A 23,508-nucleotide genomic window follows, 5' to 3' on the forward strand; every position below is an offset into this window, starting at 1 on the left:
GGAGATGAGTTCACCGATGATGTCGGTCATCGGATGGCTCGACCCGGGCGGAAGCCGGTAGCGCAGCGTGACCCTCGTGCCCGCTGGAATCGCCCCCACTGGAACTCCCTCGGCCGCAGCCACTCAGTCGTCCTCGTGGCCGAACGGGTCGCTGACGGTTCCCGGTATCCACGACAGGCCCGGCTTGCCCCACCCCGCCCGCTTGATCGCCTTCTTCGCAGCGCGGGCGTTGCGCCCGATCAGCACGTCGACGTACAGGAAGCCGTCGAGGTGACCGACCTCGTGCTGCAGCATGCGGGCAAAGAAGCCGGTGCCTTCGATCTCGACCGGCTCGCCCTTGGCGTCGGTACCTCGCACGCGCGCCCAGTCCGCCCGCCCCGTCGGATACTGCTCCCCGGGAACGGACAGGCATCCTTCGTCGTCGTCATCCGGGTCCGGCATCGTCTCGGGGATGGCCGACGTCTCGAGGACGGGGTTGATCACCTCGCCCGTCCGGCGGATCATCTTTCCGTCGGGGCCCTCGTCCGGGCAGTCGTAGATGAACAACCGCAGTGGGATGCCGACCTGGTTCGCGGCCAGCCCGACGCCGTTGGCTGCGTCGAGTGTCTCGTACATGTCAGCAATGAGATCGGCGAGTTCGGCGGGCGTTTGTGTGACGGGTTCGGTCGGGGTGTGGAGGACCGGGTCGCCGACGATCCGGATCGGAAGAATTGCCATGGTCGACAAGAATAACGGCGCGCAATCGAGGACACTGCACTCGGTGAACCCGAACGAGATGCACGCGACTCGCCGCGCCTACCGCAGGCGGCGTGCGCGTCGTATGCATCGTGGTTGAATAAGGGCCGAAACACACGTGTGTAATTCGTGTCGGATACCCGCCTCGGCGGGTGCGTCGATGCGAATCTGAGGGGGGCCGGCATGGCGGCAGAGGCAGCATGAACGCACAGAAGACGGATCCGCTGATGCGGGTTCGAGAAGTCGAGGAGTGAGATGGACGGCGCAGCAGCGCGTGACCAGAACCAGTCTCAGCAGTCCGACAAGGCCACCAACGTCAATGAGGTCGGCGTGGACGGTCTCACTCGGCGTGAGCACGACATCCTGTCCTTCGAGCGCCAGTGGTGGAAGTACGCCGGCGCCAAGGAAGAGGCCATCAAAGAACTCTTCTCGATGTCCGCGACCCGCTACTACCAGGTCCTCAATGCTCTGGTGGACCGACCGGAAGCCCTCGCTGCCGATCCGATGCTGGTGAAGCGACTACGAAGGCTGCGCGCCAGCAGGCAGAAGGCCCGGGCGGCCCGCAGGCTCGGCTTCGACGTCTGAAGGGTTTGGTAGGGGCAGAGTTTCCATCAACTAGTGTCTTCGAGTGTGAGCAGTCCCAATCCGGAATCGTCCGGCCCTCCGCTCCGCGCACTGGCAATGGTGTTGATATCGCTGGCGATTCTGTTCGCAGCGATCGGTGCATTGTCGTTGAGCGGCTCGGACAGCGACAGCGAAGAAGCAGCTCCCGACGCGACGAGTGAGGTCGCCGAGGCGCCGGACGGCCAGGCATCAGGGTCTGCAGCGTCGGCGCCCCAGGCCCCAGCGGCCTCGGCCACCCCGGAACCGGAGGCCAGCGTCGATCCGTCGGATATCGATGTGCTTGTGCTCAACAACAGCAACGTCTCGGGGTTGGCGGCGGGCACCGCGTCGACTCTCACGGCCCAGGGATGGACGATCGCCGAGACCGGCAACTACGTCGAATCACAGATTCCTACGACGACCGTCTACTACGGCTCGGCTTCCGGCGCGCAAGCAGCGGCGCAGGAGATCGCACAGCAGCTCGGTGTGAGCGCCGAAGCCGCCCCGGCCACGGTCTCCGCGTACAGCGACGGTGTGGTCGTCGTTGTCACCGAATAGCTCCCGCTATGACCGAATGAGTCAGTACTACCGGGCATAGTTATGATCGACGCACACGCCCAGCCTGCCCCACGAAGGAGCACTTTTCATGGCACCGAGCACCACACCCCGATCGGCGACTCGCTCCCTGCGTTTTGCGGCACCGGTAGTCGCCGTGGCGGCATTCGGCTTGGTGGCGTGCGGCGCCCCGGAGACGCCATCGGACGTGCCCGGCACGACGCCCCCGGTATGGACCGGTAGCGAGGACCCGAATGCCTCGGCAGTCGAAGCCGATGCTCCCGTGGGCAGCCGGGCATCCGAGAGCGCGATCACCGCAGATCTCGAAAGCGCAGACGGCAACACCGTCGGCACGGTGTCGATCGTCGAGGATGGCGACCACCTGACGATCACGGTCGAGGCCGAGGATATGGAACCGGGCTTCCACGGCATGCACATCCACACCGTCGGCGTATGCGAGCCGAACTCGGTTGCCCCCGCAGGCGGCGAGCCCGGCAACTTCCTGTCCGCCGGCGGTCACCTGCAGCTCGACGGCCGCACCGAGTACCCGTCGAGCGGCGATCTGACATCGTTGAGGGTCGGCGAAGACGGCACCGGGATGCTCGTCACCACCACTGACGCAGTCACTCTCGACGATCTGCGTGCCGACGGCGGCCGGTCCCTGCTCATCCACGAGGGCCCGGACAACTTCGCGAACATCCCGCCGCGCTACACCCTTGCCGACGGTGCTGCAGTGCCGGACGAGATGACCCTTATGACCGGTGACGCCGGCGGACGGGTTGCTTGCGCGGTCCTGGAATAAGTGGACGCTCCGCGGATCCACTTCGACTCCTCGCTTCGTCCGACGCTCGGTGTCGAATGGGAAATCGCGTTGGTGGACAAGACTTCCCTAGACCTGGTCAATTCCGCTGAAGAGGTGATGGCCGGAGTCACCGAACTCGCCGGGGCGCAGACGCCGCGCGTGACGAAGGAACTCCTGCGCAACACCGTCGAACTCGTCACAGGAGTGTGCGACAACGTCGGTGAGGCCATGGATGACCTCGGCGAATCGCTCGAGCTGGTACGCCGGGCCGCGCACCCGCTCGGTATCGATCTCTTCTCCGCCGGAACACACCCGTTTGCGGAGTGGTCCACGCAGGTGCTGACCAGGTCACCCAGCTACGACGAGTTGATCGCACGAACCCAGTGGTGGGGCCGCCAGATGCTCATCTGGGGAGTGCACGTGCATGTGGGCGTGTCGTCTCCGGACAAAGTGTTCCCGATCCTCAACTCGTTGCTTCTGCAGTATCCCCACCTGTTGGCGTTGTCGGCTTCGTCGCCGATCTGGGCTGGCTCGGACACCGGATACGCCAGCAATCGCGCACTGATGTTTCAGCAACTGCCCACCGCGGGTCTTCCGTTCCAGTTCGAGAACTGGGGTCAATTCGAGGGTTTCGTTCGCGATCAGATGAAGACCGGCGTCATCGAGCAGTTGGGTGGTTTGCACTGGGACATCAGGCCGGCCCCGAAGTGGGGGACGATCGAGGTCCGCGTGTGCGACGGCGTGTCCACTCGGCGTGAGCTGGCGGCGCTGATCGCCCTGACGCACTGCCTCATCGTCGATCTCGACGCACGCCTGGAAGCGGGGGAGCAGCTTCCGAGCATGCCGCCGTGGCATGTTCAGGAGAACAAGTGGCGCGCCGCCCGGTACGGGCTGGACGCCGAGATCATCCTGGACGCCGACAGCAACGAACGTTTGGTCACCGACGATTTGAACGATCTGCTCGAGAAGCTGACTCCGACGGCTGTGCGCCTCGGGTGCGCCGACGAGTTGGCCTCGGTCGCCGAGATTCCGCGGCGCGGCGCGTCGTATCAGCGTCAGCGGCGCGTTGCCGCCGAGTCCGGCGGGAACCTGAAGTCCGTCGTCGCGTCCTTGGTCGCGGAGCTGCGTTCGTGACGCAAGGTCGTGCGGCTCAGTTCTCGGGCTCGTTGACGATCCTGAGGCCGTCGCGGCCGCGCTGCTCGCGGTAGGCGGTGCGCCCCACGTTGTGCGCGATGATGGGTGCGGTGGTCAGCGTGAATATGCCGACGAGTACCAACATCCAGATATCGACGTTTCCGCGCAGCTGAATCACGGCGCCGGTCAGCACCAGGACCAGCCCGACTACCTGCGGTTTGGTAGCAGCGTGCATGCGCGAGAGTGTGTCGGCGAATCGAACGACCCCTACCGCTGCGGTGAAGGCGAAAACGGCGCCCAGCAGTATGAACGTTCCTGAGATCACATCGAGAACTGTGTTCATTCGTCCTTCACTCTGAATCGCGCGACGCTGACAGAGCCGACGAAACTGATCAGCGACAGCGCAACGATGGCGGGCACGATGGTGGTGTCGAGGCTGTACACGGACCATACGGCCAGGCCGCACATCGCCACCGCCAGAATGGTGTCCATGGCGACGAGCCGATCCAGGGTGCCCGGACCGGCGAGCAGTCGGTAGGTGGTGATGACAGCGGCGGCGATCAGCAGTACCCCCGAGATTGCGAGTACGACAATCACGTCCAGTCTCCCTGTCGTTCGTCGTCGATCTTCTTGTCGTCGCGACGCTCCGGCGGTGCCTTCAGATCTTCTCCGATCACCTCGGTGTCGATGATGGCATCGCCGACTGTGTCGTCGTCTGCTGAGTCATCGCTGGCCATTCCGTGGTGGCTTGCTTGGTTCTCGCCGTGACTGGAACTGGGGGCCCACTCGGCGTCACGTTCGAATGCGGCGATGAACAATCTTTCGAGGCGACGGACGGACTGGAAGAACGAATCGACGGCCTTTTGGCTTCCCATATCGAGCAAGTGGACGTAGATGAGCCTGCGGGTCTGGTCGATTTCCAGTACCAGCGTGCCGGGGAAGAGGTTGAGCCCGTCCACGAAGAGGGTGAGCACGAGATCGGACTTGATGGTGATGCGGAAACGAACCACGCCCGTGATCGGTGGCGCCTTGGGCCGGACCGCCAACCAGGCCACGTTGACGCTGGATTCGGCGGCCAGGTAGACGTACAGCCCCACGAGCCGAACGAGCGACAATACATGGATTCGGCCCTGGACCGGCACCTTGGGCAGCGGCAGCAGCATCATGATCCCGAGCCCGATGACGATGCCACCGAGAACGTTCGCCCAGCTCAGATTGCCCCACAGCAGGACCCAGACCGCCGTGAGCCAGATCAGTGTCCACAGTCTCAGCAGCAGGAAACGGTTGTTGAACACATCCTTGTTGAACATCACCGGCCCTCCGCAGCCTCGGGAGCGTCGCCGAGAAATCCTTCACCGCGGACGGCGTCGATGTACACCGACCGGTCACGCAGATCGGCTGCGGCGCGATCGCTGATGTCGATGATTCGGCCGGCGAACACGGTGAGCGACAAGCCGACGATCACCAACCCGATCGTCGGGATGAGCATGAAGGCGGGCATCCGTCCGACGTCCTCGCGGTCGGCGAGCTGGATGTCGTTCGAATCGTCGAGCAGCGCCGACGGGGAGCTGTCGGCCAGGTCGCCCTCGGGGGCGTCGGCGCGCGCCCGCCAGAACGCCTTGGTCCACACGCGGGTGACGGCGTAGAGAGTCAACAGGCTGGTCACCGTACCGCCGGCGACGAGCATCCAGGCGAGCACGCTGCCGTCGGCGCTGCCGGCCTGCAGCAACGCAACTTTCCCGATGAAACCCGAGAACGGTGGGATACCGCCCAGATTCAGAGCCGGCACCAGGAACACGATTCCCAGGACCGGGCTGGCGGCGGCGAGTCCGCCGAGACGCCGCAGCGAGGACGAGCCGGCTTGCCGTTCGATCAGTCCGACGACGAGGAAGAGCGTGGTCTGGACGATGATGTGGTGAGCGACGTAGTAGATGGCCCCGGACAGGCCCGCCTGCGTGGAGAGCGCGACACCGAACACCATGTAGCCGATGTGGCTGACGAGGGTGAACGAGAGCAGGCGCTTGATGTCGGTCTGCGCCAGCGAACCGAAGATCCCCACGAGCATCGTCAGCAACCCGCACACCATCAGCACCTTGTCGAGGGAGCCGTCGGGGAACAGCAACGTGTGGGCCCGGATGATGGCGTAGACGCCGACTTTGGTCAGCAAGCCGGCGAACACCGCGGTGACGGGGGCGGGCGCGGTGGGGTAGGAGTCCGGCAACCACGTCGACAGTGGGAACACGGCCGCCTTGATGCCGAAGGCGACGAGCAGTACGGCGAAGATTGCGGTTTTGGTGCCCGTCGGGATGTCGTCGAGACGGGTGGCCAGGTGCGCCATGTTCAGTGTCCCCGTCGCACCGTAGATCAGGCCGATGCCGGTGAGGAAGATGAGCGAGGACACCACCGAGACCATGACGTACGAGACGCCCGCCCGGACTCGGTCGGCGCTCGCCCCGAGTGTCAACAGCACGAACGACGCCACGAGCAGGACTTCGAATCCCACGTAGAGATTGAAGAGGTCACCTGCCAGGAACGCGTTGCTGACCCCTGCGGTCAATGCCAGGTACGTCGGCAGGAAGATCGATACGGGCTGGTTCTCGTTGCCGTCTCGAATACCCTGACCGATCGAGTAGACCATGACGGCGAGCAGCACGATGGAGCTGACCACCAGCATCATGGCCGAGAGCCGGTCGACGACGAGCGAGATGCCGATCGGCGAATCCCAGCCGCCCACCTGGATGGCGGAGGCGCCGCCCCGGTCTGCGAGATACAGCAGCATCGAGGACACAGCGAGGACGGCGACGAGTGCCGTGATCGTGATGAGTCGCTGAGCGCGGGGTCGGCGACCGAGGACGAGCGTCAATGCGGCGGCGAAGAGCGGAATCAGAACGGGTAGCGGCGTGAGGATGCTCAGGACGTCGGGGGAGACCGTCATGTCGTCTCTCCCTTCTTCTCTTCGCGATCGTTCTCGCGTTTCTCGCTGTCGGACATCTCCGCGTTGTCGAGGCCGTCGAGCCCGTGCAGTTCGTCCTCGTCGTCCTCGAAGTCACCGTCATGCAGATCCTCGTAGCATTCGAGGTCCTCGAGGTTCTTCAACTCCTCGATCGGGATGGGATTTCCGCGGGAGTCGAACGCATCTCCGCCGAAGCTGGGCTCACCGGTGACCGGGTCGTCGGAACGGTCTCGGTCGGGCGCCTCGGCCACGGAGCGTCGCCTGGAGACCTTGGTGTCCTCCGGGTCGTTCTCGATCGCGTCCTTGGTGTTGAGGGTGAACGAGCGGTAGGCGAGGGCGAGGACGAACGCCGCGATACCCATCGTGATGACGATCGCGGTGAGGATCACACCCTGCGCCAACGGGTCGGCCATCGTGTCGTGGATGGCGCTGTCCCGGCCGACGATCGGCGGGTTTCCGCTGGGACCGCCGACCGTCATGATCAAGATGTTGACGCCGTTGCTGAACAGCAACACTCCCAGCAACATCTTGGTGATAGAGCGCTCGAGCAGCAGGTAGACCCCGCACGCGACGAGCATGCCCGCCAAGGACAGCAGGCCGAGGTTCGCGGTCATCGGGACTTCACCTGAACATCCAACTCCGCCTGTGCGTCGAGACGAGCACCGAGGCTTCGGAGTACGTCGAGTACGAGACCGACCACGATGAGATACACACCGAAGTCGAAGAACAGGGCAGTGACGAGCTTGATGTCGCCGAGCAGCGGCAGCGTGACCTCCAGGGTGGCAGAGCTCAACACGGGCGCACCCAGGAACATCGAGGCGAGCGCTGTGCCGGAGGCGAAGACCAGTCCGATTCCGAGGATCTTGCCTGCATCGATGGGAACGGCCTCGCCGAGTTCGTAGCGACCGCCGGCCAGGTACCGCAGGACGAGCGCGAGACCGGCCGTCAACCCGCCTGCGAATCCGCCGCCCGGAGCATTGTGCCCGGCGAAGAAGAAGTACACCGACAGCACCATGATCGTCGGGAACAGCAACCGAGTGGTGACTTCGAGGACGAGTGAGCGGTGTCGAGGATCGATGAGCTCGCCGCCGAGCAGCCACGTGGTGTCCGAGCTGCCGCCGTTGCCGGAGTCGGTGGCCGGGGCGTCGGACACACGCGGTGCGCTGCCAAACCGGCGGTTGCGGAATACCAGGCTCGCGACGCCGGTGGCGGCGACCAGCAGGACCGAGATTTCGCCGAGGGTGTCCCAGGCGCGGATGTCGACGAGTAGAACGTTGACGATGTTCTTGCCGTCGCCCAGTTCGTATGCGGCCTCGGGTAGGAGCAGCGATATCGGGTCGGTGTTGCGAACACTCATGGCGAAGACGCCGAGAACGGTGACGGTCACGCCGACCGCGATGGACAGCAGGGCTCGGGGTAGGCGGTAGCCCGCTGATCCACGGTCGTCGACCTCGGCCGGCAATTTGCGTAGTACGAGAACGAAGATGACCAGGGTCAGTGTCTCGACCAGCAGCTGTGTGAGAGCCAGATCCGGGGCGCCGTGCAAGGCGAATATCACGCCACAGCCGTAGCCGGTCAACCCGACCAGAATCACGCTGGCGAGGCGGTTGCGCATCACCGTCGCGCCCAGCGCGCCGGCAATCATGATGCCCCCGACGATCAGTTGCAGCGGCGTCTCGAAGAGGACGAATTTCAGATCGGGCGCGCTGCTGGTGGCCAAGATCATCATCGGCAGCAGGACGAGTGTGGTGAGGATGATTCCCTGCGTCAGTGGCAGTGAGCCGCGCTGGGTGGTGCCGGTGATACGGATGGAGATGGTGTCCATGGCCTTGAGCACGGCGTCGTAGGCCCGGTCGGCGTTGCCGAGTGGTGGATGCTCGAAGTTGAGTCTGTTGACCACGCGATGCGCGATGAACAGCGCGACACCGCCGGTGACGACTACCGCCGACAGCGCGAGGGGCAGGTTGAAGCCGTGCCAGAGCGAGAGATGGTACGGCGCCTGTCCGTAGGAGTCGACGGTGAACGTGTAGGGCTCGACGAGACGCCCCACCACCGGGGAGGCGACTCCGGCCACGGCGCCGAGAACGGCGAGGAACGCCGGGGCGGCGAGAAACAGTGCGCCGGGGGCGTGCATCGAGGCCACGGCGGGACTCGGACGTTCGAGCTGCTTGCGGCCGAAAGCGCCCCACACGAAACGAATGCTGTAGGTGACCGTGAGAATCGACCCGAGAACGAGCCCGGTGAGAACGAGGGCGCTGACCGCGGGAGCGAGGGCAGGGGTGTCGAGGACCGCAGAGAATGCGGTCTCCTTGCCGACGAACCCGAGGAACGGTGGCAGCCCGGCCATGCTGGCGGCGGCAAGGGCGGCGATGACCGCGAGGATCGGAGCCTTCTTGCCGAGGTGAGCGAGTTTGCGAATATCGCGGGTGCCCGTCGTGTGGTCGATGATGCCGACCACCATGAACAACGTCGCCTTGAACATCGCGTGCGCCAGCACCATCGTCAGGCCGGCCAGCATCGCTTTCTCGGTGCCGATGCCGACGAGAACCATCAGGAAGCCCAGCTGGCTGACCGTGCCGAAGGCGAGGACGAGTTTGAGGTCGAATGCGCGTAGGGCTCGCCAGCCGGCGATGATCATCGACAGCAGGCCGAGCGTGATGACGGTGGCGCGCCACGGTCCCGAGTCGGCAAAGCCCGGGGCCAGTCGGGCCACCAGATAGATGCCGGCCTTCACCATCGCCGCTGCATGGAGGTAGGCGCTGACCGGGGTCGGCGCGGCCATGGCGCCGGGGAGCCAGAAGTGCAGTGGCACGATCGCGGACTTGGACAGCGCGCCGATGAGGATGAGCACGATCGCCACACCGGGCAGCCAGCCGGAGGGCGCGTCGGCGATGACGTCGGAGAGGTTGTAGCTTCCCGCCGCCTGGCCCAGCACGATGATGCCGACAAGCATCGCCAGCCCGCCGGCGGTGGTGACCAGAAGTGCCTGTGTTGCCGCGCGGCGCGAGGAGGCGCGCTCGGCGTAATGGCCGACGAGGAGGAACGACAGGACTGTCGTGATCTCCCAGAAGATGTACAGCACCAGCATGTTGTCGCTGGTGATCAGGCCGAACATGGCGCCGGCGAACGCCACCATCTCGGCGGCGAACAGGCCGAGTCGGGGTTCGTCGTCCTCGAAGTAGCGCGCGCAGTAGAGGAGGATCAGGGCGCCGATGCCGAGGACCAGCAGGGACATGATGGCGGCGAGGGAGTCGAACCTCATGTCGATGTTCATCGACAGACCCGGGACCCACTCGATGCTCAGCGTCTGCTGGGTGTTCCAGTGCTCGACCACCCAGCCCAGGCTCACGAGCGGGACCAGAGCCAGCGCGAAGAAGGCGTTACGGCCCCACCAGCGGACCAACATCGGCGCGCACAAAGCTGCCACCGTGTGCGCGATCAGGATGGCGAGCAAGGAAGGTACTCCGTCGTCTCTGTGATCGTGTCGTGCATGCGACACGGTGGTCGTCGGGGCGGCGTCGAGTGGGTGTGGGTGTGGGTGTGCTCGCGTGCCGGACACTCGGCCTTCGAGTGCAGGGTGAGTTCATCTTACTTCGGGTACATATTTCGTTGCGCACCGTGCGGTCGGAATCCATTGACCGGTGGGTGTGCCTGCTGCTACCGTTATCAACACATTGGTTGATAAAGGAGTTAGTTGATCATGAGCGACGAATCGAGCGTCGCTCGGCTGGATTCGGCGTTCATGGCTCTCGCCGACCCGGTCCGTCGGACAATCGTGGCGCGTTTGAGTCGTGGACCGCAGACCGTGAACGATCTGGCCGAGCCGTTCGAGATCAGCAAGCAAGCGGTCTCGCGGCATATCCAGGTGCTCGAGAAAGCAGGCCTGGTCACTCGCTCGCGTGACGCCCAGCGTCGACCCGTGCATCTCGACGCACGCCGGCTCGAGGAGCTGACCGCGTGGATCGACAAGTACCGAATCATCGCCGAACAGCAGTTCCGAAACCTCGACGAGCTGCTCACCACACAGGGAGAACAAAGATGAGTAATCCTGTCGACATCACAGCACCGGAGGGCCTCCCCTTCATCGACATGACGCGCGAGTTCAACGCGCCGGTCGACGCCGTCTTCCGGGCTCACCGGGACCCGGACCTGTTGAAGCAGTGGCTGGGCCCCAGCGGCTACGAAATGCGGATAGATATCTACGAGTTCCGCACGGGCGGTCGATACCGCTATGTGCACATCGACCCCGAGGGCTCCGAGTATGCGTTCAACGGGGTATTCCACGTGGTGCGCGAGAACGAGTTCGCGATCCAGACATTCGAGTTCGAAGGGTTCCCTGATTCTGTCAGCATCGAGTCGCTGACGTTCGTCGACCTGAACGGACGCACGCGTCTGGAAGCCCACAGTGTCTACCCCTCTGTCGAGGCGCGCGATGGAATGGTGCAGAGCGGGATGGAGCAGGGTGTGACCGAGGGATATCGAAGTCTCGACCGGATTCTTCAGGAGAGCTGACGGGCGATGGACTGGACTCTGGAAGTTGTCGTCGTTCCTGTGTCCGAAGTCGATCGGGCAATCGAGTTCTACCGCGACAAGGTGGGCTTCGCGCTGGACCATCACACGGTGAACGAGCACATGAACTTCGCTCAGCTCACTCCGCGCGGATCGGGATGCTCCATCGTGATCGGGAGGTTGCCTGGGCAGCAGGAGATGGCGCCGGGTTCGCTGCGAGGTCTACAGCTCGTGGTGTCCGACGCCTATGCCGCCCGGGAGGAGTTGCTCGGCCGCGGCGTGGAGGCGAGCGAGATCGTCGTCGTAGATGAGCGTGATGGTGGCACCTTGTTCGGCTTCGCGGATCCGGACGGCAACACCTGGGCGGTTCAGCAGTTGAAGGTGCGGGCCGAGAAGCCACTGATCCCGAAGTGACCTCCGTGATTCGAACCGCAGGCCTGGCGTATGTGCGGGATCGTCGAATGATCCAGGCCAGGTCTGCGGGCAAGTCCGCGTTCTACATGGCCGGCGGCAAGATCGACCCCGGCGAGACTCCTGTCGACGCGCTGCACCGAGAGATTCGCGAGGAGCTCGACACCGGGGTGGCCGACGTCGAGCTGCTGGGCGTGTTCCGATGCCAAGCGTGGGGGCACGCCCCCGGCACTGCGCTCGAGCTTCATTGCTTTCGAGCGGAGTTACTCTCCGAGCCCGAGCCGACCAGTGAGATTGCCGAGATTCGCTTCTTCACGCGGGATGAGTACGCGGCGATGCCGGACGTCGCCCCTGGCTCGTTGATGGTGTTCGACCGCATGAAAGAACTGGGCTTGATCGATTGACGTAGCGGCGGGCGCAGGTACGCTGGGGACTGCGAGAACGTACGTTCTCACAACCCGAGGTCAGGAGCACCTATGACGAGTTTGTCTCAGAAGGCCACCACCCTGCTCGAACTGCACAAGCCGGGCGCACCCGTCGTTCTGCCCACCGTGTGGGACGCATGGTCGGCAAATCTGGCGGTCTCGGCCGGATTCGCCGCACTCACCGTCGGGAGTCACCCCGTCTCGGACTCCATCGGCAAGCCCGACAACGAAGGCATCACCTTCGAGGAACTCCTCACGCGGATCTCCCAGATCAGTTCCGCCGTCGATGTACCACTTTCGGTCGACATCGAATCCGGCTACGGGCAGGAGCCGAGCCGGCTGATCGAGGGTTTGATCGCGGCTGGCGCCGTCGGTCTCAACATCGAGGACACCGTGCACAGTGAAGGTGGACGGCTCCGCGAGGCCCAGGAGCACGCGGACTTCGTCGGCGCACTGCGAACCGCCTCGGACGCGACCGACGTGCACGTGGTCGTCAACGCCCGCACGGACCTGTTCGTCAAGCAGGTCGGCGACGAGAGCGACCGTGTCGACCGTGCCATCGCCCGGCTGAAGCTCGCCGCGGAGGCAGGCGCCGACTCGCTGTACCCCGTGGGCTTCCACAGCGATGCGGACCACAAACGCCTGGCCGAGGAGCTTCCGCTGCCCATCAACGCCATCGCGGATCCGGCCAAGGGGGACCTGGCGCACTTCGCATCGTTGGGCGTGGGCCGCATCAGCTTCGGCCCGCTGCTGCAGGGCGCGCTCGCCAGCGAGGCCGACCGGCTGCTGGCCCGCTGGAAATAGGCGCCTCCGGCGCACGTGAGCGGAAATACATAGTGGGACACGTATTTCCGCTCACATGCGCGAAGCGCCCTCGCTGAACGCCTTCAGGTTCGCCACCTGCTCGGGATCGAGCGAGGGACGCACCGTGCGGCGCGCGGTCTCGACGTCCTCGGCGGTGACATCGGTGGCGTCCATCGACCTACGCAGCGCCGTCAGTGCGGCCTCGCGGAGCAACGCGGCACAGTCCGCTGCCGAATAACCGTCGAGGTCGTCTGCCAGCGCATCCAGGTCGACATCCTCGGCCAGCGGAACGGACTTGCCCGACGCCTGGAGAATGGCCTTGCGTGCCTCGGCGTCCGGCGGTGGGACGAATACCAAGCGCTCGAGACGACCGGGCCGCAGCAGCGCGGGATCGATCAGATCGGGCCTGTTGGTCGCGCCGAGCACGACGACATCGCGTAGCGGTTCGACGCCGTCCAACTCCGTCAGCAAGGACGCCACCACCCGGTCGCCGACGCCGGAGTCGGCACTCTGTCCACGCCGCGGCGCAAGCGCATCGACCTCGTCGAGAAAGATCAGTGACGGAGCGGAGTCTCGGGCGCGTTGGAACAATTCCCGCACGGCCTTCTCCGAGGAACCGACCCACTTGTCCATCAGCTCCGCACCTTTGACGGCGTGCACGCTCAAATGACCGGAACTGGCGAGGGCGCGAACGAGGAACGTCTTGCCGCATCCGGGTGGTCCGTAGAGCAGCACCCCACGAGGCGGTTCGATACCCAAGCGCGCGAAGGAATCCGGGTGCCGTAGCGGCCACAGCACCGCCTCGGTGAGAGCCTGCTTCGTCTCGACCATGTCGCCCACATCGTCGAGCGTGATGCTTCCGATGGCGAGTTCCTCGCTACCCGAGCGTGAAAGCGGTCGAATCACGTCGAGGGCGCCCACTAGATCGTCCTGAATGATCTGTGGCTCCGATTTCCCGTTGCTCGCTCGCGTGGCGGCGCGCAGGGCAGCTTCCCGAACGAGCGCGGCAAGGTCGGCCACCACGAAACCCGGTGTTCGCGAGGCGATCTCGCCGAGCGTGAGGTTGTCCGTGGGTGCTGTGCGAAGGAGATGCTCGAGGAATGCGGTGCGCCCTGCCCCGTCCGGCAGGGACAGCGTCAGCTCGCGGTCGCACAGATCCTGTGCGCGAAGTCTGGAGTCGGTCCCCTCGGGGTGGGCCGTGGTGGCCACGAAAGCGACCCCCGTGGTGTCGACGGCTCGCTGCAGTTGATCCAGCACCAGCGTCGACGCGGGTTCCGGGGTGGCGGGCAGGAGGGCGTCGATGTCGGTGACCAGCAGGACGCCACCTCCGCTGAGGCGATCGACGGCCGAGGAGATGGCCTCCACGCGTGCGGCGGCATCGAGCGCCCCGACCGAAGGCCCGTCGAGCTCGACGACCGACCTGCCGGCCAGCGCGGCGCGGGCCAGCGTCGACTTGCCGACTCCACCTGGACCGGTGACGAGCACACCCAGATGCGGTGAGGCGCCCAGTCTGGCCAGCAGCTCGGATTCGTCCAGAGCCAGACGTAGCCATTCGGAGAGTTTCTCCAGCTGCGCCGTCACCCCGACCAACTCGGTGGCGGGCACGGTCGGGGCGATACGGCGTTCGACCGTCACGCTGGGGACCTGCGCACTGGGGGCTTTCGCACCGTGGGCTTTCGCGCCGTGGTTGCCGTCGCCCCAGCCGACAGCCGAATTGGGCTGGACACTGACCGGGCCGCCGGAGGGGTCGGTGGACGAGACCGTCAACAGTTCCGTCGTCCACGCCACACCGAACGTTCGCGACAGTGCTTGGGTAGCGGCACTCGTGCTCGTTCCGGGGCCTAGGTCGCGGGGGAGCAGCGAGACCGTATCCCCGACGGTCAGTACCTTGCCGAGCAGGGCCTGCCGGAGGGTGGCGTCGGAGATGGACCCGGTGGCGAGCGCCGATCCCGCGATGGTGACAGTCCTCGCGCCCTGCACCGATACCGGCGTCACAGCGATCGAACCGTCTTCCTTGATACCGGCGTTGGACAGCGTCACGTCGTCGAGCAACGCTGTTCCGTGCGGTGTGTTCGCGGGAGCACGGCCAGCGACGGATGCGGTTCGCCGGCCGCCGACCAGCGCGATGGCATCCCATTCTCGAATGCCCAGTGCCGCCAGCACTTCGGGGTGTAGCCGCACGACACCCCGCCTGGCGTCGGCGGCGGAGGTGTTGAGCCGGGCGGTCAGTACCAGCTCCGGCCGGGAGGCGCTCTCGGTCATGATGGGCTCCGGGGACGACGGAGGCCGAGGCGGGCAGTGGACCGGCGCGGTCCGCGGGGGGCGCGGCGGATGGCGCGGCGTTCGGCCCGTCGCTCCGAGGGCTTGGCATCCCAGGTGTACGGGCGAGCGGCGACCCACCGCTGCGAGCGGACCGCGAACGGAATGTGCGCCAGGTAGACCGCCACCAGAACGATCAGAAGTATCAGCGGGTACGTGATCAGCGCAGCAGCCGTCAGCGCGACGAGAATGAGCAGGGCTGCTGCCATGCGCGGCGGTACCGACACCGTCTTGAGTGCCAGCGTCGGGATTCTGCTGACTGCAAGACCGGCTGCGAACAAGGTCCAGCCGGTCACCACGGGGAATGATGCCCACCAGCCGTCGCCCCACACCTGGAACGCGGCCATCGGGGTGAGGACGATCAGGGCACCTGCCGGCGCGGGTACTCCGGTGAAGAACTCGCTCGCGTACCCGGGGGAGTCGTCGACATCGAGCAGTGTGTTGAACCGGGCCAGCCGCAGGACGACCGCCACCGCGTACACGAGCGCGACGATCCAACCGAACTGTGATCCCTCCAGCAGCGTCACGTAGAGCACTAGGGCCGGCGCGACGCCGAAGGAGATCGCGTCGGCGAGCGAATCGAGTTCGGCACCGATCTTGCTGGTGGCGTCGAGCAGGCGAGCGATTCGGCCGTCGAGGGCATCGAGAATCGCTGCGGCTCCGATCATTGCCAGCGCGGTTCCCAGTTGGTCGTCGAGTGCGAATTTGACCGCGGAGAGGCCGGCGCACAGGGCGAGAATCGTCACCACCGACGGCAGTAGACGGACAGCCGCCGGTCGGCGTGATCGTCGCGTGATCATCGTGGCGCCTCTACCGAGGTAGTTCCGCGAGGACCGTCTCGGCGCCGATCGATCGTTGGCCACGCTCGACGAGCAGCGTGGTTCCGGCCGGAAAATACGTGTCGACGCGCGATCCGAAGCGGATGAGGCCGTATGTGTCACCGATGGAGAGGACGTCGCCGACCTTGGCATAGTTGATGATGCGACGTGCGATCAGACCGGCGATCTGGACGACCGCGACGTCGTGTCCCGTTGGAGTTCTGATGTGCATGCTGTTGCGCTCGTTGACTTCGCTGGCCTCGGCCAGGTCGGCGGACTTGAACTGACCCTTCCGATGCACTACCTCCACGACCTCACCGGCTACCGGTACGCGCTGGACGTGTACGTCCAGTACGGACAGAAAGATGCTGACGCGAGGGACCGCTTCGGTTCCTAGATCGAGTTCGGCCGGTGGGACGGCCGTGTCGACGAGTGTCACGAGTCCGTCCGCCGGTGCGACGACCACACCCGGGCGGTTGGGCGGCACGCGGTTGGGGTGCCTGAAGAACGTGGCGCATGCTCCTGCGGCGGTGAGTCCTGCGCGTCGAATCCACCGGTGCCGACGGCCGAGCAGGGCAACCGCCAGGGGTCCGGCGACGAAGGGCAGGCCTGCGGGGTGAAGCGGTGGAACGGCTTCCTTCACCAGTTCGGCGACGTGCGCGATGCCGGTGCGGGGAGGTTGACCGATCGGGGCTGGACGGCGTGCCACTGAGCTCCTCTTGTGAATCGCGGCGGACAGTATGGTCGAAAGAACAGCATGGTCCAACGAACACTGCCGGGGCTTCACACAGTACGTGAGAAGCCCCGGCAGTTGCCGAACGCGTGCGCCGGGAGATCAGACCTTCGATCGACCCATGACCATCTTCACGATCCACAGCAGAATGACAGCTCCCAGCAGGCAGGTCAGGAAGCTGAAGATGATTCCGCCGCCTTCGACGTCGAGGAAGGCGCTGAGCAGCCAACCACCGAGCAGGCCACCGACGATGCCGACGACGATGTTGAGGATGATGCCCATCTGAGCATCCGTTTTCATGATCTTGCTACCGATCCAACCGGCGAGGCCGCCGATGATGATCCAGCCGATGATTCCCAAGCCCAACATGTGGTGCCCCCTCTTATTGGTGTCGTTGATGACTCGAGGGGGATTGCCCGGAACTATCGAGGCGCAAACACCGTTATGCGTTTTCGCTTTCGGACTTGATGCGCTGGAGGGTCTTGTTCATGCCTTCCAGGAGCTCGACATCGAACTGCTCGGTTCCGCCGAGAACGTTCTTGACCAGGAATCCAGAGACCGCGCTGGTGCCGGTGGGCGCTTCGCGCTTTTCCACGACGGTGGTGCCGGTGCCGGTGGCGGACGGTGTGAGCGTGTAGGACCAGATCGTCTTGTTCTCGACGATCCGGAACGCAATGGCCTTGTTCGGCTGAAATTCCACGACCTTTGCAGTGGTCGGCCACACCAGCATGCCCTTGCGATTGATGTTCAGCGTGGTGGTGCCCTTGCGCACATCGCCGCCGAAGACCTTCATCTTCTTGCACTGAGGGCTCCACTCGCCCATGCGCTTGAGATCGGACACGACCTTCCACACCTGCTCCGGGGTGGCCTCGACATCGATGCTGGCTTCCAGGGTCTTGCTCACGTGCGCCTCCATTGGGGTTGTTTGCAACCGACCGTTACAGACATTTCGCCTGATCGTATAGGCATGCCCACAACCGATGCGGCACTACATCTGTGCGCGACGGGCGAGGACGAATGCGTACAGCCCGTACAGGCCGATCCCGACGCCGGCGAGAATCAGCAGAAACCGGCCGAACGGCTGGGCGCCGAGCGTCTTGATAGCGCCGTCGATGCCGGTGGCCTTGCTGGGGTCGGAGGTGAACACAGCAGCGACGACGAGGCCCCCTGCGCCGATCAGCGCGATGCCCTTGGCGACGTATCCGGCGATGCCCAGCCGTTCCACCAATTTGCTCTGATGGCCTTCTAGGTCATCGAGGAAATTCTTGGAGACGCCCTTGTAGACGTGGTAGCCGCCGACGCCGATGACAATGAGTCCGATGAGGACGAGCGCCGCCTTGCCGAAGCCGTTCTCCATCAGCCGTGCCGACATGCCGGCGTTCTGTTGCCCGCTGGACTCACCGGATCCGCTGGCGAACTGGAAGGTCGTCCACGTGAACGCGATGTACACCCCAGCGAGAGCCAGGGCCTTCAGTCGGTCCATCGCGCTGCCCGCATCTTGGTCCGTCTTCTTACCGACGACCGCTTCGATGATCCGCCACAGCGCGAGCTGCGAAAGCGACGACGGCGACCCACAGGGCGATCCTGCCTCCGGGTTGTGCGGCCAGGGTGCCGAGGGCACCGGATTGGTCTGCACTGCCGCTGTCGCCGAAGGCGAGACGGATCGCGATGTAGCCGATCAGGAGGTGCACGAGACCGGAGACGACATGCCCGCCTCGTGCGGCCTTCTCGAACAGGTCACTGTCTTGTGCGCGCTGGGCGGTATCGCCGGCCGATGAATTCACGTAGATCCCCGATGGTGGTGGTGTCCGGTTTTCGTACCCGAATGCCTCGCCCGGGAAACACGTACCGCGCGCCTCCCCCCAAAGTGGTAACGGGAAGCGAACACTGGCGATAGTACGAACGAGGAACCAGACCACAACAAGTATGTGTTCGGAGTGATCGATCGTGAACATTCATTCGATCTTGCGTCGTCCCAGCTCGGAAGTACCCCTGCTGGAAACCGCTCGAATGAGCGGCAGCCCTAGGAAGTGGCCCAGTGAGAAGCTCGAGCGACTCCTCACCCCCGGCGAAATCGAGATGATCAGGCGCGGGCAGGTCTGACACGCGCGGCTCGACTCCCGGAGTCATACTTGTGGGCAGGTAACGCTCGTCCGGGAGGGTCATTGAAGCCTGTCATTCTCAGTGTCGACGATGATCCGGGAGTATCCCGAGCCGTCGCCCGCGATCTTCGCCGTCACTATGGCGAGAACTACCGAATCATCCGTGCCGAATCGGGGCCGCAAGCCCTCGATGCCCTCAAGGAATTGAAGCTGCGCGGTCAGCCTGTGGCCGTGTTGCTGGCGGACTATCGCATGCCGCAGATGAACGGCATGGAGTTCCTCGAACAAGCGATGGACCTGTACCCCTATGCGCGAAGAGTGCTGCTGACCGCGTACGCCGACACCGACGCTGCAATCGACGCCATCAACGTCATCGACCTCGACTACTACCTGCTCAAGCCGTGGGATCCACCGGAGGAAAAGCTGTACCCGGTGTTGGACGCCCAGCTCGAGGCGTGGTGCTCCCAGGATCATCGTCCCGTCGAGGAAACCAGGATCATCGGCCACCGGTGGTCGGCGAGATCCTCGGAGGTGCGCGAGTTCCTGGCTCGCAACCAACTGCCCTATCGCTGGTACATGGCAGACGAACCGGAGGGCGCTCGGCTGCTGACCTCCGCCGGCGTCGAGGATTCCGCGTGTCCGGTGGTCGTCACCTCGGACGGCACCGCGCTCTGCGGCCCCACCGACGCGGAGCTGGCCCAGCGCCTGGGCCTGACCACGACGCCGTCGGACGAGTTCTACGATCTCGTCGTCATCGGCGGTGGCCCCGCCGGGCTCGGCGCTGCACTCTACGGCGCGTCGGAGGGCTTGCGCACGACGCTCATCGAGCGCACGGCGACTGGCGGGCAGGCCGGACAGAGTTCCCGGATCGAGAACTACCTCGGATTCCCCGACGGCGTATCCGGGGCTCAGCTGGCCGAGCGGGCGCGTCGGCAAGCGCTCAAATTCGGCGCCGAGGTGGTGACGACCCAGGACGTGGTTGCGCTCGAGGCCAACGGATCGGCGAGGACGGTGCATTTCGCAGACGGTCGCACCATCGCCGCACACACGGTGATTCTCTCGACCGGTGTGGCGTACCGACAGCTGGCGACGCCGGGTATCGAGAACTTCACCGGCCGCGGCGTGTTCTACGGCTCGGCGATGACGGAGGCGGCTCGCTGCGCGGAGGAAGACGTCTACATAGTCGGCGGCGCCAACTCGGCCGGCCAAGCGGCGGTGTACCTGGCGCGCGGAGCGAAGTCGGTGACGATTCTGATTCGTGCACAGTCGCTCGAGGCGTCGATGTCGCACTACCTGATTCAGCAGATCGAGGAGCATCGAAAAATCACCGTGCGAACCTGCACCGAAGTGGTCGGGGTTGCGGGCGAGGATCACCTGGGGTCCATCACCGTCCGCGACAGGGCCACCGGCGCGGAGGAGACCATCGCCGCGCAGTACCTGTTCCTCTTCATCGGGGCCGCGCCGCGCACCGACTGGCTCGACGGCTTCCTCGTGTGCGACGAGCATGGGTTCGTCGTCACCGGACCCGATCTCGTCGTGGACGGCAAGGGGCCGGCCGGATGGGATCGTGACAGGCTGCCCCACCACCTCGAAACGAGCGTGCCCGGCGTGTTCGCTGCCGGTGACGTGCGCTCCGATTCGGCCAAGCGGGTGGCGTCGGCGGTGGGCGAGGGAGCGATGGCAGTGATGCTCGTGCACAGATATCTGGCCAATCCATGAGTGCGCCGTGCAGTCCGGAAGAGCTGAGAACACTGTTCCTCTTCGAGAAACTCGACGACGAGCAGCTCGCGAGACTCTGCGCCGAGGGCAGTATCGAAACCATCGAGCCCGGGCCGGTGTACTCCGAGGGCGATCCGGCGAGGTGCTTCTACGTGTTGATCGAGGGCTCCCTGGTGTTGACGAAGCTCTCGGGCGGCGAGGACATCGTCATCAACCGAACCTCGCAGCGCGGCGTGTATGCGGGCGCGTGGCAGGCCTACCTACGTGATCGGGCGCCGCAGGTGTACCAGTCATCGATGCGCGTGAGCGCCACCTCGCGCTTCTTCGTGCTCGACGCCGACTGCTTCGCCTCGATCGTCTCCGAGTGGTTCCCGATGGCCCTGCATCTGCTGGACGGGTTGTTCTTCGGCAACCGCAACACCACGCAGCTCATCGATCAGCGAGAGCGACTGTTGGCTCTGGGATCCCTGTCCGCTGGTCTGACCCACGAGCTGAACAACCCCGCAGCTGCCGCGGTGCGGGCGACGTCGGCGCTGCGCGATCGTGTCGCACACATGCGCCACAAGCTGAAGATGATTGCGAACGGTTCGCTCGATCGGGCCTCGCTTACCTCCCTCGTCGGCCTGCAGGAAGAAGCCGTCGAACTCGTCGCGAAAGCTCCCAAGCTGACGCCGCTCGAGGCCTCGGACAGGGAGGACGAGCTCGGTGATTGGTTCGACGATCACGACATCGCAGGTGGATGGGATCTGGCTCCGACATTCGTGCAGGCGGGCCTGGATGTGGCATGGCTGAACAAGGTTGCCGCGACGGTCGACGAGTCGAGGACCCTCGAGGGCGCGGTTCGATGGCTCAGCTACACCGTCGAGACCGAGTTGTTGATGAACGAGATCGCCGATTCGACGACGCGGGTGTCGACCCTCGTCGGGGCGGCCAAACAGTATTCGCAGATGGATCGTGCGCCGTACCAAACCGTCGACCTGCGGGACCTGCTCGAGAGCACGCTGGTGATGTTGGCGCGCAAGATCGGCCCCGACGTCACCGTCGTCACCGAGTACGACCCGTCGCTGCCGCCGATCCCGGCATACGCGGCTGAGCTGAATCAGGTGTGGACCAATCTGATCGACAACGCGGTCCAGGCGATGGATGGTGCCGGCACGTTGACAGTGCGAACCTCGCTCGATCACGACACGGCCCAGGTGGACATCTGCGACACCGGACCCGGAGTGCCGGAGAGCATCCGAGGCCGAATCTTCGAACCGTTCTTCACCACGAAGCCCGTGGGCGAGGGAACCGGTCTGGGCCTGGACATCTCGTGGCGAATCGTCGTGACCAAACATCATGGTGAGCTGAACGTACGATCCGAGCCCGGTGACACCCGCTTCACTGTCAGACTGCCTATAGCGTCGGAATCAGCGCAGGAGGAATCATGAGCGAGGACAATCCCGGCATCGATGTCACCGCCGCGCCGTCGGGGCCCGGTTGCGCCGAATGCACAGCGACGAAGGGGTGGTGGTTTCACCTCCGCAGGTGCGCGCAGTGCGGGCACATAGGGTGCTGCGATTCCTCGCCGTCGCAACATGCCAGCCGACACGCCGAGAGCACGAGGCATCAGCTGATCAGAAGCTTCGAACCCGGTGAGAGCTGGTACTACAATTACGCGGACGAGCAGATGTACGACGGTCCCGAACTCGCACCGCCGCAGCATCATCCGCTCGACCAGCCGACGCCGGGGCCGGCTGGTCTCGTGCCCGCGAACTGGCAGCGTGAACTCAATTGAACGAGAACAAGACGCGTCCGACGGATGTCCCGGCCCAGGAGTTCCTCGCTGCCGTCGAGCATCCGGTTCGACGGGCCGACGGACTGGCCCTTGCCGAGATGATGAGTCGGGTCACCGGTGAACCCGCAGTGATGTGGGGTCCGACGATGGTCGGCTTCGGCACTTACCACTACCGGACCGGAAGCGGGCGGGAAGGCGACTACCTCGTCGTCGGATTCTCGCCGCGTAAATCGAATCTGTCGCTGTATGGGCTCACCTACGCACCGGAGTCGGAGGGGCTGCTCGAGCGGCTCGGAAAACACAAACGGGGAGCTGGATGCTTGTACGTCAACACCCTCGCTGACGTCGACTTCGGCGTTCTCGAAGAGCTGACCGCGGTGAACTACCCGCACATCGTCGAAAACATGAGCTCATGACGCTGCTCGCCGAGGATGTGTTCCTGCTTCTGGTCGATGATGTGACGGGCAAGCCGACGGTCGACAGCACCAAGTTCCCGCGGGTGCTCGCCGGTGCGTTGGTGCTCGAGTTGGCGATGCACGGAGCGGTTCGGATCACGGCACCGAACGAGCCGGTCAAGGAGGGCCGTCTGGTGGTGTCGGGTCCGCCGCCGCAGGATCCGTTGCTGGCGCGGGCACACTCCGTCATCGGAGCCGAGAAGAAACCCGTCAAACCGCAGAGGGCGATCGAGAAGCTGCAGCGCAAGCTGAAGGAGGAGATCGCCTCGCGGCTCGTGCACCAGGGCTACGTCACAGAGAAGCACTACAAGATCTGGGGGCTGTTTCCCACCACGACATGGCCCGCACACGATGTCCGACGGCAGGAGCGGGCTCGTCAGGCGATAGGAAGTGCGATCGTCGACGGCACCACGCCGACCCCCGAAACCTCGGCCCTGATCTCCCTGATCTCTGCCATCGATGCCATCCCCAAGGTCCTCCCCGGCGTCGACAAGAAAGCGGCAAAGAGGCGGGCGAAAGAAATCGCCGAAGGTGAGTGGGCCAGCGCGGCGGTCCGCAAGGCCGTGCAGGACGTCAACACCGCGGTGATGACGGCGGTCATGGTGCCGATCATCGTCAGCTCGACAGGTAGCTGACCCGACCGACGAAAAAGGG

At 64.9% G+C, this 23,508-nt stretch carries 26 protein-coding genes and 2 pseudogenes; 14 read left to right on the forward strand and 14 right to left on the reverse strand.

What is annotated here, in order from left to right; all coding sequences use genetic code 11:
• Both J1M86_RS26815 and J1M86_RS06080 read right to left on the reverse strand, forming a co-directional pair.
• A pseudogene (locus J1M86_RS26815) lies at nt 1-99 on the reverse strand (GNAT family N-acetyltransferase); the annotation flags it as partial.
• Nucleotides 100-123: 24 nt separating this feature from the next.
• Nucleotides 124-717 (reverse strand): peptide deformylase, encoded by a 594-nt coding sequence (locus J1M86_RS06080; protein WP_206509223.1) that lies wholly within the window; start codon nt 715-717, stop codon nt 124-126.
• Nucleotides 718-990: 273 nt separating this feature from the next.
• On the opposite strand from J1M86_RS06080, the gene J1M86_RS06085 reads away from it, so the two are divergent.
• The 4 genes from J1M86_RS06085 to J1M86_RS06100 all read left to right on the forward strand — a co-directional run bounded on the left by J1M86_RS06085 (nt 991) and on the right by J1M86_RS06100 (nt 3,829).
• A complete protein-coding gene (locus J1M86_RS06085; RefSeq protein ID WP_206509224.1) occupies nt 991-1,320 on the forward strand; it encodes a DUF3263 domain-containing protein in 330 nt (109 codons plus the stop codon).
• Nucleotides 1,321-1,365: 45 nt separating this feature from the next.
• Nucleotides 1,366-1,896, forward strand: coding sequence for a LytR C-terminal domain-containing protein (locus J1M86_RS06090; RefSeq protein WP_206509225.1), 531 nt, complete (start codon nt 1,366-1,368; stop codon nt 1,894-1,896).
• An 88-nt stretch (nt 1,897-1,984) separates the two neighbouring features.
• Nucleotides 1,985-2,695, forward strand: a complete 711-nt coding sequence (locus J1M86_RS06095) for a superoxide dismutase family protein (RefSeq protein WP_206509226.1) — start codon at nt 1,985-1,987, stop codon at nt 2,693-2,695.
• Entirely contained in the window at nt 2,696-3,829 is a 1,134-nt protein-coding gene (locus tag J1M86_RS06100) for a glutamate--cysteine ligase (RefSeq protein ID WP_307786539.1), read from the forward strand. It begins immediately after the preceding gene.
• Between the two features lie 16 nt (nt 3,830-3,845).
• Here J1M86_RS06100 and mnhG read toward each other — a convergent pair whose 3' ends face one another.
• The 6 genes from mnhG to J1M86_RS06130 are packed head-to-tail and all read right to left on the reverse strand — an operon-like array spanning nt 3,846 to nt 10,236.
• Nucleotides 3,846-4,172 (reverse strand): monovalent cation/H(+) antiporter subunit G, encoded by a 327-nt coding sequence (gene mnhG / locus J1M86_RS06105; RefSeq protein WP_075838351.1) that lies wholly within the window; start codon nt 4,170-4,172, stop codon nt 3,846-3,848.
• Nucleotides 4,169-4,426 (reverse strand): monovalent cation/H+ antiporter complex subunit F, encoded by a 258-nt coding sequence (locus J1M86_RS06110; protein WP_075838350.1) that lies wholly within the window; start codon nt 4,424-4,426, stop codon nt 4,169-4,171. Before J1M86_RS06110 ends, mnhG begins: the two co-directional genes overlap by 4 nt.
• Complete coding sequence (locus J1M86_RS06115; RefSeq protein ID WP_206509955.1) at nt 4,423-5,139, reverse strand: Na+/H+ antiporter subunit E; 717 nt, start codon at nt 5,137-5,139, stop codon at nt 4,423-4,425. Before J1M86_RS06115 ends, J1M86_RS06110 begins: the two co-directional genes overlap by 4 nt.
• Nucleotides 5,139-6,764 carry a Na+/H+ antiporter subunit D gene (locus J1M86_RS06120; protein ID WP_206509227.1) on the reverse strand — a complete coding sequence of 542 codons (1,626 nt, stop codon included), beginning with the start codon at nt 6,762-6,764 and terminating at the stop codon, nt 5,139-5,141. The genes J1M86_RS06115 and J1M86_RS06120 overlap by 1 nt, the downstream gene beginning before the upstream one ends.
• A complete protein-coding gene (locus J1M86_RS06125; protein ID WP_075838349.1) occupies nt 6,761-7,396 on the reverse strand; it encodes a Na(+)/H(+) antiporter subunit C in 636 nt (211 codons plus the stop codon). The genes J1M86_RS06120 and J1M86_RS06125 overlap by 4 nt, the downstream gene beginning before the upstream one ends.
• Nucleotides 7,393-10,236, reverse strand: coding sequence for a Na+/H+ antiporter subunit A (locus J1M86_RS06130; RefSeq protein ID WP_206509228.1), 2,844 nt, complete (start codon nt 10,234-10,236; stop codon nt 7,393-7,395). Before J1M86_RS06130 ends, J1M86_RS06125 begins: the two co-directional genes overlap by 4 nt.
• A gap of 246 nt (nt 10,237-10,482) precedes the next feature.
• Here J1M86_RS06130 and J1M86_RS06135 point away from each other — a divergent pair, with 246 nt between their 5' ends.
• From J1M86_RS06135 to J1M86_RS06155, 5 genes are all read left to right on the forward strand, one after another.
• The gene (locus J1M86_RS06135; RefSeq protein WP_075838408.1) at nt 10,483-10,824 is read left to right on the forward strand and encodes a helix-turn-helix transcriptional regulator; all 342 of its coding nucleotides are present in this window, start codon (nt 10,483-10,485) and stop codon (nt 10,822-10,824) included.
• A complete protein-coding gene (locus tag J1M86_RS06140) occupies nt 10,821-11,294 on the forward strand; it encodes an SRPBCC family protein (RefSeq protein WP_206509229.1) in 474 nt (157 codons plus the stop codon). Before J1M86_RS06135 ends, J1M86_RS06140 begins: the two co-directional genes overlap by 4 nt.
• Before the next feature lie 6 nt (nt 11,295-11,300).
• Entirely contained in the window at nt 11,301-11,705 is a 405-nt protein-coding gene (locus tag J1M86_RS06145) for a VOC family protein (protein WP_206509230.1), read from the forward strand.
• Between the two features lie 47 nt (nt 11,706-11,752).
• On the forward strand, nt 11,753-12,106 hold the full coding sequence (locus J1M86_RS06150; RefSeq protein WP_206509956.1) for an NUDIX domain-containing protein: 354 nt from the start codon (nt 11,753-11,755) through the stop codon (nt 12,104-12,106).
• Nucleotides 12,107-12,178: 72 nt separating this feature from the next.
• Nucleotides 12,179-12,931 carry an isocitrate lyase/phosphoenolpyruvate mutase family protein gene (locus J1M86_RS06155; protein WP_206509231.1) on the forward strand — a complete coding sequence of 251 codons (753 nt, stop codon included), beginning with the start codon at nt 12,179-12,181 and terminating at the stop codon, nt 12,929-12,931.
• 51 nt (nt 12,932-12,982) lie between these two features.
• Here J1M86_RS06155 and J1M86_RS06160 read toward each other — a convergent pair whose 3' ends face one another.
• From J1M86_RS06160 to J1M86_RS06185, 6 genes and pseudogenes are all read right to left on the reverse strand, one after another.
• Entirely contained in the window at nt 12,983-15,193 is a 2,211-nt protein-coding gene (locus J1M86_RS06160) for an AAA family ATPase (protein ID WP_206509232.1), read from the reverse strand.
• Entirely contained in the window at nt 15,190-16,050 is an 861-nt protein-coding gene (locus J1M86_RS06165; protein WP_206509233.1) for a phosphatidylcholine/phosphatidylserine synthase, read from the reverse strand. The genes J1M86_RS06160 and J1M86_RS06165 overlap by 4 nt, the downstream gene beginning before the upstream one ends.
• 10 nt (nt 16,051-16,060) lie before the next feature.
• Entirely contained in the window at nt 16,061-16,777 is a 717-nt protein-coding gene (locus J1M86_RS06170) for a phosphatidylserine decarboxylase (RefSeq protein ID WP_075838406.1), read from the reverse strand.
• 126 nt (nt 16,778-16,903) lie between these two features.
• The gene (locus tag J1M86_RS06175) at nt 16,904-17,170 is read right to left on the reverse strand and encodes a GlsB/YeaQ/YmgE family stress response membrane protein (protein ID WP_075838346.1); all 267 of its coding nucleotides are present in this window, start codon (nt 17,168-17,170) and stop codon (nt 16,904-16,906) included.
• Between the two features lie 73 nt (nt 17,171-17,243).
• Nucleotides 17,244-17,705 carry an SRPBCC family protein gene (locus tag J1M86_RS06180; RefSeq protein WP_075838405.1) on the reverse strand — a complete coding sequence of 154 codons (462 nt, stop codon included), beginning with the start codon at nt 17,703-17,705 and terminating at the stop codon, nt 17,244-17,246.
• Nucleotides 17,706-17,789: 84 nt separating this feature from the next.
• Nucleotides 17,790-18,591: pseudogene (locus J1M86_RS06185) on the reverse strand (DUF1206 domain-containing protein).
• Between the two features lie 375 nt (nt 18,592-18,966).
• On the opposite strand from J1M86_RS06185, the gene J1M86_RS06190 reads away from it, so the two are divergent.
• From J1M86_RS06190 to J1M86_RS06210, 5 genes are read left to right on the forward strand one after another with little or no spacing between them, the layout of a single operon-like run.
• On the forward strand, nt 18,967-20,622 hold the full coding sequence (locus tag J1M86_RS06190; protein ID WP_206509234.1) for an FAD-dependent oxidoreductase: 1,656 nt from the start codon (nt 18,967-18,969) through the stop codon (nt 20,620-20,622).
• The gene (locus tag J1M86_RS06195) at nt 20,619-22,052 is read left to right on the forward strand and encodes an ATP-binding protein (RefSeq protein ID WP_206509235.1); all 1,434 of its coding nucleotides are present in this window, start codon (nt 20,619-20,621) and stop codon (nt 22,050-22,052) included. The genes J1M86_RS06190 and J1M86_RS06195 overlap by 4 nt, the downstream gene beginning before the upstream one ends.
• Nucleotides 22,049-22,399, forward strand: a complete 351-nt coding sequence (locus J1M86_RS06200) for a UBP-type zinc finger domain-containing protein (protein WP_206509236.1) — start codon at nt 22,049-22,051, stop codon at nt 22,397-22,399. Before J1M86_RS06195 ends, J1M86_RS06200 begins: the two co-directional genes overlap by 4 nt.
• Nucleotides 22,396-22,815: a DUF1801 domain-containing protein gene (locus tag J1M86_RS06205; protein ID WP_206509237.1), complete on the forward strand. Its 420-nt coding sequence runs from the start codon at nt 22,396-22,398 to the stop codon at nt 22,813-22,815. The genes J1M86_RS06200 and J1M86_RS06205 overlap by 4 nt, the downstream gene beginning before the upstream one ends.
• Nucleotides 22,812-23,489: a GPP34 family phosphoprotein gene (locus J1M86_RS06210; RefSeq protein ID WP_206509238.1), complete on the forward strand. Its 678-nt coding sequence runs from the start codon at nt 22,812-22,814 to the stop codon at nt 23,487-23,489. Before J1M86_RS06205 ends, J1M86_RS06210 begins: the two co-directional genes overlap by 4 nt.
• The last annotated feature ends 19 nt before the right edge of the window (nt 23,490-23,508 follow it).

It is taken from the genome of Rhodococcus sp. KRD197, from assembly GCF_017168235.1.
In the GTDB taxonomy this organism is placed as follows: domain Bacteria; phylum Actinomycetota; class Actinomycetes; order Mycobacteriales; family Mycobacteriaceae; genus Rhodococcoides.

Bases quoted from the DNA above. Each gene is read 5' to 3' on its own strand.
- J1M86_RS06080 (WP_206509223.1), bottom strand. From the start codon at position 717: ATGGCAATTCTTCCGATCCGGATCGTCGGCGACCCGGTCCTCCACACC.
- J1M86_RS06085 (WP_206509224.1), top strand. From the start codon at position 991: ATGGACGGCGCAGCAGCGCGTGACCAGAACCAGTCTCAGCAGTCCGAC.
- J1M86_RS06095 (WP_206509226.1), top strand. From the start codon at position 1,985: ATGGCACCGAGCACCACACCCCGATCGGCGACTCGCTCCCTGCGTTTT.
- mnhG (WP_075838351.1), bottom strand. From the start codon at position 4,172: ATGAACACAGTTCTCGATGTGATCTCAGGAACGTTCATACTGCTGGGC.
- J1M86_RS06115 (WP_206509955.1), bottom strand. From the start codon at position 5,139: ATGTTCAACAAGGATGTGTTCAACAACCGTTTCCTGCTGCTGAGACTG.
- J1M86_RS06120 (WP_206509227.1), bottom strand. From the start codon at position 6,764: ATGACGGTCTCCCCCGACGTCCTGAGCATCCTCACGCCGCTACCCGTT.
- J1M86_RS06125 (WP_075838349.1), bottom strand. From the start codon at position 7,396: ATGACCGCGAACCTCGGCCTGCTGTCCTTGGCGGGCATGCTCGTCGCG.
- J1M86_RS06135 (WP_075838408.1), top strand. From the start codon at position 10,483: ATGAGCGACGAATCGAGCGTCGCTCGGCTGGATTCGGCGTTCATGGCT.
- J1M86_RS06140 (WP_206509229.1), top strand. From the start codon at position 10,821: ATGAGTAATCCTGTCGACATCACAGCACCGGAGGGCCTCCCCTTCATC.
- J1M86_RS06145 (WP_206509230.1), top strand. From the start codon at position 11,301: ATGGACTGGACTCTGGAAGTTGTCGTCGTTCCTGTGTCCGAAGTCGAT.
- J1M86_RS06150 (WP_206509956.1), top strand. From the start codon at position 11,753: ATGATCCAGGCCAGGTCTGCGGGCAAGTCCGCGTTCTACATGGCCGGC.
- J1M86_RS06155 (WP_206509231.1), top strand. From the start codon at position 12,179: ATGACGAGTTTGTCTCAGAAGGCCACCACCCTGCTCGAACTGCACAAG.
- J1M86_RS06160 (WP_206509232.1), bottom strand. From the start codon at position 15,193: ATGACCGAGAGCGCCTCCCGGCCGGAGCTGGTACTGACCGCCCGGCTC.
- J1M86_RS06165 (WP_206509233.1), bottom strand. From the start codon at position 16,050: ATGATCACGCGACGATCACGCCGACCGGCGGCTGTCCGTCTACTGCCG.
- J1M86_RS06175 (WP_075838346.1), bottom strand. From the start codon at position 17,170: ATGTTGGGCTTGGGAATCATCGGCTGGATCATCATCGGCGGCCTCGCC.
- J1M86_RS06195 (WP_206509235.1), top strand. From the start codon at position 20,619: ATGAGTGCGCCGTGCAGTCCGGAAGAGCTGAGAACACTGTTCCTCTTC.
- J1M86_RS06200 (WP_206509236.1), top strand. From the start codon at position 22,049: ATGAGCGAGGACAATCCCGGCATCGATGTCACCGCCGCGCCGTCGGGG.
- J1M86_RS06210 (WP_206509238.1), top strand. From the start codon at position 22,812: ATGACGCTGCTCGCCGAGGATGTGTTCCTGCTTCTGGTCGATGATGTG.